This window comes from Pseudomonas sp. FG47 (assembly GCF_057809115.1).
The window spans coordinates 39,901-52,535 of the sequence record NZ_JBMDJI010000016.1 but is presented as its reverse complement, the minus strand read 5'-3'; the positions used below and the strand labels follow the sequence as shown (position 1 = coordinate 52,535).

11 protein-coding genes are annotated in these 12,635 nt (G+C 63.2%); 8 read left to right on the top strand and 3 right to left on the bottom strand.

Features of this window, described 5'->3' with window-relative positions; translation table 11 throughout:
- The first annotated feature begins 128 nt into the window (after nt 1-128).
- The 8 genes from eat to ACODS5_RS14060 all read left to right on the top strand — a co-directional run bounded on the left by eat (nt 129) and on the right by ACODS5_RS14060 (nt 7,742).
- Nucleotides 129-1,577, top strand: a complete 1,449-nt coding sequence (gene eat, locus ACODS5_RS14095; RefSeq protein ID WP_134692719.1) for an ethanolamine permease — start codon at nt 129-131, stop codon at nt 1,575-1,577.
- A gap of 49 nt (nt 1,578-1,626) precedes the next feature.
- Nucleotides 1,627-3,021, top strand: coding sequence for an ethanolamine ammonia-lyase subunit EutB (locus ACODS5_RS14090; RefSeq protein WP_134692720.1), 1,395 nt, complete (start codon nt 1,627-1,629; stop codon nt 3,019-3,021).
- An 8-nt stretch (nt 3,022-3,029) separates the two neighbouring features.
- A complete protein-coding gene (eutC, locus tag ACODS5_RS14085) occupies nt 3,030-3,848 on the top strand; it encodes an ethanolamine ammonia-lyase subunit EutC (RefSeq protein ID WP_134692721.1) in 819 nt (272 codons plus the stop codon).
- Between the two features lie 107 nt (nt 3,849-3,955).
- Nucleotides 3,956-4,414 carry a GNAT family N-acetyltransferase gene (locus ACODS5_RS14080; RefSeq protein ID WP_134692722.1) on the top strand — a complete coding sequence of 153 codons (459 nt, stop codon included), beginning with the start codon at nt 3,956-3,958 and terminating at the stop codon, nt 4,412-4,414.
- 331 nt (nt 4,415-4,745) lie between these two features.
- Complete coding sequence (locus tag ACODS5_RS14075; protein ID WP_134692723.1) at nt 4,746-5,393, top strand: DedA family protein; 648 nt, start codon at nt 4,746-4,748, stop codon at nt 5,391-5,393.
- 7 nt (nt 5,394-5,400) lie between these two features.
- Entirely contained in the window at nt 5,401-6,216 is an 816-nt protein-coding gene (locus ACODS5_RS14070; RefSeq protein ID WP_489108965.1) for a M90 family metallopeptidase, read from the top strand.
- A gap of 93 nt (nt 6,217-6,309) precedes the next feature.
- Nucleotides 6,310-6,837, top strand: coding sequence for an inorganic diphosphatase (gene ppa / locus ACODS5_RS14065; protein ID WP_003255365.1), 528 nt, complete (start codon nt 6,310-6,312; stop codon nt 6,835-6,837).
- Nucleotides 6,838-7,043: 206 nt separating this feature from the next.
- Nucleotides 7,044-7,742 (top strand): LexA family transcriptional regulator, encoded by a 699-nt coding sequence (locus ACODS5_RS14060; protein WP_134692725.1) that lies wholly within the window; start codon nt 7,044-7,046, stop codon nt 7,740-7,742.
- A gap of 252 nt (nt 7,743-7,994) precedes the next feature.
- Here the strand turns inward: ACODS5_RS14060 and ACODS5_RS14055 are convergent, their stop codons facing one another.
- From ACODS5_RS14055 to ACODS5_RS14045, 3 genes are read right to left on the bottom strand one after another with little or no spacing between them, the layout of a single operon-like run.
- Nucleotides 7,995-8,909 carry a GNAT family N-acetyltransferase gene (locus ACODS5_RS14055; protein ID WP_489108964.1) on the bottom strand — a complete coding sequence of 305 codons (915 nt, stop codon included), beginning with the start codon at nt 8,907-8,909 and terminating at the stop codon, nt 7,995-7,997.
- On the bottom strand, nt 8,906-10,198 hold the full coding sequence (locus ACODS5_RS14050; RefSeq protein WP_489108963.1) for a phenylacetate--CoA ligase family protein: 1,293 nt from the start codon (nt 10,196-10,198) through the stop codon (nt 8,906-8,908). Before ACODS5_RS14050 ends, ACODS5_RS14055 begins: the two co-directional genes overlap by 4 nt.
- 27 nt (nt 10,199-10,225) lie before the next feature.
- On the bottom strand, nt 10,226-12,634 hold the full coding sequence (locus tag ACODS5_RS14045) for an aldehyde dehydrogenase family protein (protein ID WP_489108962.1): 2,409 nt from the start codon (nt 12,632-12,634) through the stop codon (nt 10,226-10,228).
- Between the last annotated feature and the right edge of the window lies 1 nt (nt 12,635).

The window sequence follows — 12,635 nt, the reverse complement described above, 5'->3', positions numbered from 1 at the left end:
GTAGGAGCCGGCTTGCCGGCGAAAGGGCCGTAAAGCGGCCCCAAAGGCCCTGGCTCGCTTCCTGCAACTAAAATCACCAAGCGCCGGCAGTCCCTCCGGCAACCTAAGAAAAACAACAGGTGAACACCATGCCAAGCGATCACACCGTCGGCGCGCCGGCGAGCTCCACCGTCGACTTCGAAAAAGTCGGCTCGGACTATTTCCAGCAACGTGAACTGAAAAAAGGCGCCGCCGGCTGGGTCCTGCTGGTGGGCCTGGGCGTTGCCTACGTGATTTCCGGCGACTATGCCGGCTGGAACTTCGGCCTGGCCCAGGGCGGCTGGGGCGGCATGTTCCTCGCCACCCTGCTGATGGCCACCATGTACCTGTGCATGTGCTTCTCGCTGGCCGAACTGTCCTCGATGATCCCCACCGCCGGTGGCGGCTACGGCTTCGCCCGCAGCGCCTTCGGCCCCTGGGGCGGCTTTCTCACCGGCACCGCCATCCTCATCGAATACGCCATCGCCCCAGCGGCCATCGCCACCTTCATCGGCGCCTATTGCCAGTCGCTGTTCGGCATCGGCGGCTGGATGATCTACCTGGCGTTCTACGTGGTGTTCATCGGTATCCACATCTTTGGCGTGGGCGAGGCACTCAAGTTGATGTTCATCATCACCGCCATCGCCGCCCTGGCCCTGGCGGTGTTCCTGGTGGGCATGGTGCCCCACTTCGATGCAGCCAACCTGTTCGACATCGCCCAGACCGACGCCGCCGGCGCCAGCAGTTTCCTGCCGTTCGGCTATGTCGGCGTGTGGGCGGCGATCCCCTACGCGATCTGGTTCTTCCTTGCCGTCGAAGGCGTGCCGCTGGCCGCCGAAGAAACCAAGAACCCCAAGCGCGACCTGCCCCGCGGCCTGATCGGCGCGATGCTGGTACTGCTCGCCTTCGCCTTGTTGATCCTGGTGGTCGGCCCCGGCGGCGCCGGTTCCGAAGCCCTCAAGGCCTCGGGCAACCCGCTGGTCGAGGCACTGGCCAAGGCCTACGGCGGCTCCACCTGGATGGGCGGTTTCGTCAACCTGGTCGGCCTGGCCGGGCTGATCGCCAGCTTCTTCTCGATCATCTACGCCTATTCGCGGCAGATCTTCGCCTTGTCCCGCGCCGGCTACCTGCCACGCAAACTGTCCGAGACCAACAAGAGCAAGGCCCCGGTACTGGCCCTGGTGATCCCCGGGATCATCGGCTTCGCCCTGTCGCTGACCGGCCAGGGCGACCTGCTGATCCTGGTGGCGGTGTTCGGCGCCACGCTGTCCTACGTGCTGATGATGGCCGCGCACATCACCCTGCGCATTCGCCGGCCGAAGATGGAGCGCCCATACCGCACACCTGGCGGCATCTTCACCTCGGGCCTGGCCCTGGTGCTGGCCTGCATCGCCGTGGTCGCCGGGTTCCTGGTCGACCCACGGGTGGTGATTGGCGCCGCGGTGATCTATGCGGTATTAATTGCCTACTTTGCTTTCTATAGCCGCCACCACCTGGTGGCCGGGACGCCGGAAGAGGAATTCGCCGCGATCCAGAAGGCCGAAGAGGCCCTGCACTGATCGCCGACTTACGCAGCAGGCCAGCCCTGCGGCGCTTTGGAGATTCTGTATGGCAAGTTTCACCCACACCGTAGGCCACCAGGTCTACCGCTTCGACAGCCTCAAAGAGGTAATGGCCAAGGCCAGCCCGGCGCGCTCCGGCGACTACCTGGCCGGCGTCGCCGCCAGCAACGACGGCGAACGGGTGGCGGCGCAGATGGCCCTGGCCAACATCCCGCTCAAGCACTTCCTCGACGAGGCGCTGATCCCCTATGAAAGCGACGAAGTCACCCGGCTGATCATCGACAGCCACGACAAAGAGGCCTTCGCCGCGGTCAGCCACCTGACCGTTGGCGGCCTGCGCGACTGGCTGCTCGGCGAGCACGCCGACGAACACAGCCTGCGCGCCCTGGCCCCGGGCCTGACCCCGGAAATGGCCGCCGCGGTGTCGAAGATCATGCGCGTCCAGGACCTGGTGCTGGTGGCGCAGAAGATCCGCGTGGTCACCGCGTTCCGCGGCACCATGGGCCTGCGCGGGCGCTTGTCGACGCGCCTGCAACCCAACCACCCCACCGACGAGCCGGCCGGCATCGCCGCCAGCATCCTCGACGGCCTGCTGTACGGCAACGGCGACGCCATGATCGGCATCAACCCAGCCACCGACAGCATCGCCTCGATCTGCGCGCTGCTGGAGATGCTCGACGCGATCATCCAGCGCTACGACATCCCCACCCAGTCCTGCGTGCTGACCCACGTCACCACCTCGATCGAGGCGATCAACCGGGGCGTGCCGCTGGACCTGGTGTTCCAGTCCATCGCCGGCACCGAAGCGGCCAACGCCGGCTTCGGCATCAACCTCAACGTGCTGCAGGAGGGATACGAGGCAGGCCTATCACTCAAGCGCGGCACGGTCGGGCAGAACCTGATGTACTTCGAGACCGGCCAGGGCAGCGCCCTTTCGGCCAACGCCCACCACGGCGTCGACCAACAAACCTGCGAAACCCGCGCCTACGCCGTGGCCCGGCACTTCAAGCCGTTCCTGGTCAACACCGTGGTCGGTTTCATCGGCCCGGAGTACCTGTACAACGGCAAGCAGATCATCCGCGCGGGCCTTGAGGACCACTTCTGCGGCAAGCTGCTGGGCGTGCCGATGGGCTGCGACATCTGCTACACCAACCACGCCGAAGCCGACCAGGACGACATGGACACCCTGCTGACCCTACTGGGGGTGGCCGGGATCAACTTCATCATGGGCATCCCCGGCTCCGACGACATCATGCTCAACTACCAGACCACCTCGTTCCACGACGCGCTTTACGCGCGCCAGACCCTTGGCCTGAAGCCCGGGCCGGAATTCGAGGCCTGGCTTGCGCGCACCGGCATCTTCACCCAGGCCGATGGCCGCATCCGCTTCGGCGACAACCTGCCGCCGGCCTTCCGCCAGGCTTTGCGGCAACTGGCCTAGAGGTGACCATGGCACAGCACACCCCGACCCCGGACAACCCCTGGCTGGCCTTGCGCAACCTGACCCCCGCGCGCATAGCCCTGGGCCGCACCGGCATCAGCCTGCCCACCGGCGCCCAACTGGACTTCCAGTACGCCCACGCCCAGGCCCGCGATGCCGTGCACCTGCCCTTCGACCATGCCGGCCTGCGCCAGCAGCTCAGCGACCGCGGGCGCGACAGCCTGCTGCTGCACAGCGCCGCCAGCGACCGCCACCAGTACCTGCAACGCCCGGACCTGGGCCGGCGCCTGCACGAGGAGTCGGCCCAGTGCCTGCGCGAACACGCCCAGGCCAACCCCGGCGGGGTCGACCTGGCGATCGTCGTCGCCGATGGCCTTTCGGCGCTGGCCGTGCACCGTCACACCCTGCCGTTTCTGACCCGCTTCGAGGAGCAGGCCGCCGCCGACGGCTGGACCAGCGCCCCGGTGGTGCTGGTGGAGCAAGGCCGGGTGGCGGTGGCCGACGAGGTAGGCGAACTGCTCGGCGCGCGCATGACCGTGATGCTGATCGGCGAACGCCCCGGGCTCAGCTCACCGGACAGCCTCGGCCTGTACTTCACCTACGCGCCCAAGGTCGGCCTGACCGACGCCTACCGCAACTGCATCTCCAACGTGCGCCTCGAGGGCCTGAGCTACGGCATGGCCGCGCATCGCTTGCTGTACCTGATGCGCGAAGCCTGTCGGCGCCAGCTGTCCGGGGTGAATTTGAAGGACGAAGCCGAGGTCCATAGCATCGACAGCGAAGGCTCTCTTGGCAGAACCGGAAACTTCCTACTCGGCGAGGAGTAAAAAACATGTCACGGAAGGCGGATTGCGCTTCTAGCCTGCTTTAGGCAGCATGCCAGAGGACGCTGCTGGCAATCCGCCGTATCCCCAATGGACTCAGAGGCCCGCCCATGCGCATCATCCAGGCAACCTTGGACCACCTTGACCTGCTCACCCCACTGTTCGTGAAATACCGCGAGTTCTATGGGCAACTGCCTTACCCGGACAGTTCGCGAGCCTTCCTCGAGAAACGCCTCAAGCGCAAGGAATCGATCATCTACCTGGCCCTGCCGGATGATGGCGATGACCGCCTGATGGGCTTCTGCCAGCTCTACCCGAGCTTCTCGTCGCTGTCGCTCAAGCGTGTGTGGATCCTCAACGACATCTATGTGGCCGAAGACTCCCGGCGCATGCTGGTGGCCGACCACCTGATGCGCGAAGCCAAGAAGATGGCCAAGGAATCCAACGCCGTGCGCATGCGCGTATCCACCAGCAGCGACAACGAGGTGGCGCGCAAGACCTATGAGTCCATGGGCTTTCGCAAGGACACCGAGTTCGAGAACTACATCCTGCCGATCAGCCAGGAGTGATGCCAGGCAGCTCTCTGTAGGAGCGGCCTTGTGTCGCGAAGGGCCGCACAGCGGCCCCGACATTTTTGCATGATGTCGAAATGCTGGAGGCAACCGAGCGCCCCATCGCGACACAAGGCCGCTCCCACACCGAGACGTCCCCTCTGAAAGCCCAATTACCCTGTCGTAACCCGCCGCTACAAACTGTCCAGGCATCTTCGTCACTTCGCCGTATAATCCTTGCTCCTGTCATGTGCGAATAATTACCCCTTGCCGGTAAATCTTCCTTAGCCCATGGCGCTGTCCGTCATTGCGCGCCCGTAGACGCGGGTCAAGAACACAGGTGCTGTACATGGATTTCAACCCGCTGGACCTTATCCTGCATCTCGATGCCTACCTCGACCTGCTGGTCAACAATTACGGTCCGTGGATCTACGCCATCCTCTTCGCCGTGATCTTCTGCGAAACCGGCCTGGTGGTCATGCCGTTCCTGCCGGGTGACTCGCTGCTGTTCATCGCTGGCGCCGTGGCCGCCGGTGGTGGGATGGACCCGGGGCTGCTGGCCGGCCTGCTGATGGTCGCCGCCATTCTCGGCGACAGCACCAATTACGTGATCGGACGCACTGCGGGCGAACGCCTGTTCCGCAACCCCAACTCGAAGATTTTCCGCAAGGATTACCTGCAGCGCACTCACGAGTTCTATGAACGCCACGGCGGCAAGACCGTCACACTGGCGCGCTTCCTGCCGATCCTGCGCACCTTCGCGCCGTTCGTCGCAGGCATCGCGCACATGCACTACCCACGCTTTCTCGCCTTCAGCGTGGCCGGCTCGCTGCTGTGGGTCGGTGGCCTGGTGACCCTGGGCTACTTCTTCGGCAATGTGCCGTTCATCAAGCAACACCTGTCGCTGATGGTGGTGGGCATCATCCTGCTGTCGCTGGTGCCGATGATTCTCGGCCTGTTGCGCGGCCGTTTCGGCCGCGCGGCCAAAGCCCACTGACCTCGGCATGTGGTCGTTCAGCGCCTGGCGCCGCCGGCGCACCCTGGCCCGCTACCCGGTTGACGCGGCCCTGTGGCAGGTGATCCGCGATCGCCTGCCCCTGCTCGACGGCATCAGCGCCGAGGAAGACCGCTGGCTGCGTGAAGCCAGCGTGCTGTTCCTGCACGACAAGCACCTGACCACCCTACCCGGGGTCGAGCTGGACGACGAACAGCGCCTGTTCCTCGCCGCCCAGGCCCAGTTGCCGCTGCTGCACCTGGGCGCGCTCAACTGGTACCAGGGCTTTCATGAGCTGATCCTCTACCCCGACGATTTCGTCAGCCCCCAGCGCCACCGCGACGCCAGCGGCGTGGAACACGTGTGGGATGCCGAGCACAGCGGTGAAGCCTGGCAACAAGGCCCGGTGATCCTGGCCTGGCCTGGGGTGCTGGCCAGCGGTGGTTGGGAAGCCTACAACCTGGTGATCCACGAACTGGCACACAAGCTCGACATGCTCAACGGCGACGCCAACGGCCTGCCGCCGCTGCACAGCGGCATGCGTGTCGAGGATTGGGCCAGCGCCATGCAGCAGGCCTACGACGACCTGAACCGCCAACTCGATGCCGACCCCGACGCCGAAACGGCCATCGACCCCTACGCCGCGGAAAATCCGGCGGAGTTCTTCGCGGTTACCAGCGAATACTTCTTCAGCGGCCCCGACCTGCTAAAGCAGGCCTACCCCAAGGTGTACCAGCAACTGGCATTGTTCTACCGCCAGGACCCGCTGGCCCGTCTGAGCCGCCTGCAAGCCGAGCATCCGGATTACCGTCAAAGCCACGCCTGAAGCGCCCGCACATCAGGCCGAGCGTGGCATGCAGCGTGGGAATGTGCCTATAATCGCCGCCACTTTTTTGATCAAACACGGGGGCATTGCCCAATGAGCTACAGCAAGATTCCGGCTGGCAAAGACCTGCCGAACGACATCTACGTCGCTATCGAGATCCCGGCCAACCACGCGCCGATCAAATACGAGATCGACAAGGACAGCGACACCCTGTTCGTCGACCGCTTCATGGCCACCCCGATGTTCTACCCGGCCAACTACGGCTTCATCCCCAACACCCTGGCCGACGACGGTGATCCGCTGGACGTGCTGGTCGTGACCCCGTACCCGGTCGCTCCAGGCTCGGTCATCCGCGCCCGTCCGGTTGGCGTGCTGAACATGACCGACGACGGCGGCGGCGACGCCAAGGTCATCGCGGTTCCTCACGACAAGCTGTCGCAACTGTACGTTGACGTGAAGGAATACACCGATCTGCCAGCGTTGCTGATCCAGCAGATCGAGCACTTCTTCGCGAACTACAAGGATCTGGAGAAGGGCAAGTGGGTCAAGATCGAAGGCTGGGAAGGCGCCGACGCCGCCCGCGCCGCGATCACCAAGTCGGTCGCGGCCTACAAGGGCTGATACCAGACACCAAAAAACCCCGCTTCGGCGGGGTTTTTTATGGAAACAGGAAAAGAAGCGAGCGCGCGCCTCAGCACCAGGCACCTACAGCGAGAACTTTTCCCACGCACTCCTTAGCCCACCACCCACAAAAAACACTGTTGCCTACAAGACGTATCTACATCCTGTTGATACCCACACAAATCACGGGCCGATAGACTCGCCCAATGAACACTTCCGGTGACCGCCTCAAAGCCCTCCTGCTGGAGTGCAACCTGACCCCTTCGGATTTCGCTGCCCAACGCAACGTTACGCCCCAGCATGTCAACAACTGGTTCAAGCGCGGGGTTCCCCTGTCACGCCTGGACGAGCTCGCCGATCTGTTCTGCGTGAACAGGCGTTGGCTGCGCAGCGGCGAGGGCTCGAAGCACCCTGCCCCCCTAGCCGCCGTTCTCCCCCCCGTGCCTTCCGGCGACTCGCTATCGCCCTTGCTGGCGCAAGACACGGAGCACGTCAGCCTGCCGTTCCACCGCATCCAGAACAACACGCTACAAGCGCTGCCCGGGCATTGCCAGGCCATCCCGCGCCGGGCCATGGACGCCTTGCAGGTTCCCCTCCAGGCCGCAATCTGCATGAGCATGCCGGCCAACAACATGGCGCCGTTGCTCCCTCGGGGTAGCCTGTTGGCCATCGACCGTAGCGTCACCCACGTGGTCGACGGCGAGTGCTATGCCTTGCTGCACAATGGCAGGTTACGGGTGCATTACCTCAGCCTGGGCCACAATGGCACCCTGTGCCTGCATAGTCATGACCGACTCAATCATCCCAATGAACGCTACACCACTTACCAGCGCCGAGTTCAGGGCCTGGACATCCTCGGCTGGGTGTTCTGGTGGTCATGCCTGCGTATGGCGCGTCCTGGCTGAAGCAACTCGCACCATTTTTTGCTGGGCATCGCCAACTGGCCCTAGTATGCTACCCCGCACATACCGCCCAAGCGGATGCAAGCCGCATCCCAGAGGGCCTGGCAACGTCCGACACAGCCGTTAGCCATCTTTTCCAGGCCATGTTGCCAACCGTTTAAGGCGATTGCGGTTTATCAAAAATAAACCAAGACCGTCCCCAAGAAGCCGGCCACAAGCCGGCTTTTTAATTCCCGCCACTACGTTGCATTGCGCTCAATAATGCTGCGCCAGCGCCATGTCTTTACGTGTACCACTATGCAAGTCCCGTGCAGTCGGGCAGTGCAGGTGCAACAGATGGTCGGAGAATCCGCGTTGCAACAACCAATACCACTGCCTGTTCCCGCCCAACGCAAGCCCGGTGTCAACGAATCCGGCCCGGTGCAGCACGGGAAAAACACTGGCCAGGTTGGCATCGATCAATAGCCGCAGGTGCATCACACGACGGGTCGACAGGCGTATGATCTCGAGGGCATCGGCCCCCGTAGGATGGTCGAGGATGAGGTCCAGGCGATTATCCTGGATGGAGATCCTCGCGGGCTCCTCAGAATGACGGCTTCGGCATGGAGCAACCGTACCGAAGCGCTCGAGCAACGCACAGAGCCACTCAGGCTGGCCACCATCGGCATACAAGAGCGGTATGGGCTGGGGCTGCAACGGCAGCACCCCGAGAATGGCGCTTTCCCGGGAGCGCGGGCACAACCCCGACGCAACGTAGTCAAGTAGCAGCCCGGTCACCTGAAAGCCCAGCGACATGCCCAACCGTTGTGTCCATAAATGGCTGGCTACCATCTTGATCGTCAGTACCGACATGCCCTGGCGCCGGGCGTGGTCACACAGGTAGCGACTCATTCGGCCCGCGATGCCCCGCCCCCTGAACTGCGGATCGACCACGATCATCGCCAACTCGGCGCAACTGGCATCCTCGGGTGAACGCCACAACAGGGCATGTCCGACAAGACGCTCCTCGTGCAGCGCCACCACGGACTGCCATTGCTGGGTACGGTTGTAGTGGCGAATGACCGACGGCAAGTAGATCTGCGGATAGAAGTATCGTTCCTCGTAAACCCGGGTGAACAACCCACTGATCGGCTTCGCATCCCGGGCCTCGAACCCCCGCACGACGATCATGATCGCGACCGTCCAGCAGGGGCACGGTAATTGCGCCGGTCAACGACTCGCTGCAGTTTTCCAGTACGCTGATGGGTCTGCAGTTCCGCTGGTTGGCACCAATCGACGGCGATATCCAGGGCACCTTGCGCGATCAAATCCGCCACTGCCGGATCCTTGCCAATGATCGCTTGTAGCAACTCGCTGGCCGCCGCCGGGTCACGCGCATGAGCGACCCTGAGCACGATATCGTCGACACCGTTTTCCTGATCGAGGATCAGCTGCCACCGGCAATTGCCCAGGCGTGCCTGGATGGTCACCGCCAGCTCATCCGGGAACAAGGTGGCATAGCCTACCCGTAGCCGATTACCCAAGCTGCTGCGGCCCATCAACCTGAACCTCCGCCCCGGAGTCCCGGGTGCCTCCGTCCACTCGGCCAGGTCGCCAACTGGGTAGCGTATGATCGGCATCAACCTGCGCGTCAGGTTGGTCACCACCAACAGACCCGGGCGATGCTGCTCGATGACCGGCGCCCCGGAATCCTCGTCGAGGATCTCGACGATGGTTTCGGGCTCGAAGGCTCGATGCTCTCCAGGCTGGCAATCCGGTGCGCTGGCGCCGATCAGGCCAGCATCCACGCTGGCACAGCCGATCGAGACCACCCGCGCATTGGGAAATATTGCCTTGAACAGCTGAAGCTGCTCGACGAAGACACTTTCGCCGCCATACAGCACCGTCTTGATTTGCGGCAATTGCACGCCCTGCTGCTCAAGCACCGCCGCGTACTGCAACAGTTTTCCCGGAACCCCGGCCAGTACATTGATGTGGTGTTGCTCAAGTTGCACGGTCAACGCCTGTGAGTCGACCGTACCGGTAAAGGGAAACACGCACAAAGGCACCGGCACATGCCCCAACGCGCCCTGGATGAACAAGAAGCTGGCATAAAGATCGCCGGCGAAAAACAGGTTGGCCACCCGATCCCCCGGTTCGAACCAACCACCAAGGCTCTGCCCGAAGGTGCTGACAAACTGCTGCCACTCGGCCTGCGTGAACAGCGAATACTTGGCGCCGCCGGTCGTCCCTCCGGTTTTGTAGACGATCGCATCGGTGACCGGACCGGTCAAAACCGACCAATCCTCCAGGAAGGTCGCCGTTGCCCAATAGTGGCGAAGATCGACCAGGGGCAGGTCGGCGAGCGTCCATCCTGTTTGCGGGACGTCTCGCCAGAGGCGGGCGTAGTAAGGTGAATGCGCACGGACATGGTCAACCAGCCGTGTTAACTCCAGGGGAGCGTAGCAATGATGATGCATGCTTAACATCCTTCTGCGTGCCTGTGGCTAGCGGCGCTTGTCGATGACCAGGGGGGTCTTGCCCGATTGCGAATGGCGCTCGAATTGACCTTGGGCCAGCTGATACACCTCAAGCTCCAACAATCCCAGCTCCAATGCTTTGTGCAGCTCGGTGTCGGCGCAAAGCTTGGCCCTGACCGCCTCGGGCCGCGCGTCGACGTACATACGAATGCGTTCCAGACCGTTGCTGAGGTTGTGCTCCAGATGCAACTGCATCGGTGCCTCGGCCAAGGTGGCCAACTGTTGCGGCTGGAGGAACAAGGATCCGATACGCACCAACCCGCCATGACGCCCTAACAATTCAAACCTTGGCTGTGGCGAGCCACAGGCGCAGGGAGCGTCAACCCAGCGCCCGGTATCGCCAATCTCATAGCGAATCACGCGCTGTCCCTCGCGGGCCTTGGAGGTGATCAACAAACGTCCAACCTGCCCCTGGGCAACCGGTTCATCGCACTCAAGGGCCACGATCTCCATGCACTGGATATCGCTCATCAGATGGAACACGCCATCAGGGCTGGCGGCGCACGCGTGCCCCAGCGGCCCGGCATCGACAGAGCCGTAGAGCACCGAGCGAATGCTCTGTACACCAAAACTCTGCAGATAGGCACGCTGAGGCTCGCCAATATGCTCGCCACCCAGCAGTATCTTGCGAATACCACCATAGGCCCGCAGGGTAGGCGCCTCACGGTAGAACAACTGATGCACGGTGGTCGGCATGCCGACCAGTGTGTCGATACCCTGACTGACGATGAAACGCGCGATTTCGCTGTAGTCATCACTTTGCGGACCAGCCATGGGGTATTGCCTGGCACCCAGCTTGTCGAGGACCGTGAAGAAACTGAGCAACCCCCCGTAGAGGTTGCCGCCATACATCAGGTTCAGCACGCTGTCCTTGGCCGGATCCAAGCCAGCAGCGAACAGGCCGTCAGCCGCAGCTTGCATTTGTCGATGGAAGTCACGGTAGGAATAGCCCACAAGCTTGGGCGTGCCGGTGGTCCCCCCGGAGCGGAAAAACAATTGGGCGCTGTCGGTGCTCGCCCCCTGCACAAACGCGTTTCTATCCATGACCGGCGACTGGCTCAGACCCGCCGGCTGTCCACCTGGTGGATCGAGGCTCGCCCGTCCAGGCAGACAGCCTTCTTCCAGGCTCACGCCGACCCGCCGGGACAGCATGCTCAGGGCGTAGACCCCATCGTGAGGTTCGCCGCCGTAGCCGCCATGCATCTGTTGCACGGATGTCACTCGATCGACACCGGCAACCAGCAGCAACTGGCTCAGCGGCGCTACCTCCGCTGCGCCGCAGACCAATCCACAGGTTTGCAGACGCGTACGCCAAGGGCGCAAGGTCTCAACCACGGCATCGCGCGGCAGTGGTCGCAACAGTAGGGTACGGAACAACGGCGAGGGCTCGATGGCCATCCTGTGTTCAAGAATGATTTGCCAGCCCTCGCCTCTCCAGATCTGCCCTGCGGTCTGGGCAAAGGCCTGGCCTAGTTCGGCCAAAGCCAGGGTGGTGGTGATCTGCGCGGCCTCCTGCAAGTTGGGGCGCAAGGCAGGCCAGCGGCCCTGGCGCCGTTGCAGCGTCGCGGCCAACTGCTCGCCGATGGCATGCAGGGTGGCCGGGTCCTCGCTATCGACGAACACCACTTGTGGGCTGGAACAGGCCTGTTGATCCAGGCGGCAAACCTCATCGACCAGGGCCTCCAACGCCGCGCTGTCCAAGGCGTCCGGCACCAGCCAGGCAAAGCTGATCTTGTGCCCCCAGGGTATCCAGCGACAACCGTCGGGGAGTTGATCGCGAATGGCCTTCAGCGTCTCGCTCGAGCCCCATGCCGACACGCCATCGGCATGCGCCATCAAGCGCGGTAGCTCATCTTTGGCCACAGGCAGCACGGCGACATGCCGGGCAAGCTCGCCCGACTCGTCACAAGCGAGGAATGCCTGTAGCAGCCGGGTATTCAAACCCCGTTCGCGCTCGCTGGGCCGTAACCAATTGATATTGCCCACCAGCAGGCTTTCGAGGATGGCAAAAAACGGCAGGAGCGGTGCATTGGCCGGGGTAATGTGCAGAACGACGCCCAATGGCCGCCAGCTCTCGAAGCGAGCGCTCCGGTAGTCGATACGCCGCAGGGAAAACGGCTGGTTCCCGAGTTCACCCTGCAACTTGCCACGTAACGCGCCAGGCTGACAGAACGCGCGAACTTCAGCACGGGCGGCGCTATCGAGTTCGGTCAGAAAATCGTCGGCCAGCAGTTTCCCCGCGAAGCGCTCGGCGCAGGCCATTACGACCTCTACGTTACAAGGCTGGCGTAGCGTGCCAGCCAACCCATCGGTCAGCTGTTGCAGTGCCTGGTCCAAGCTCAGCTCGGCGCGGTGTTGTCCGTGAATGAGGTACATA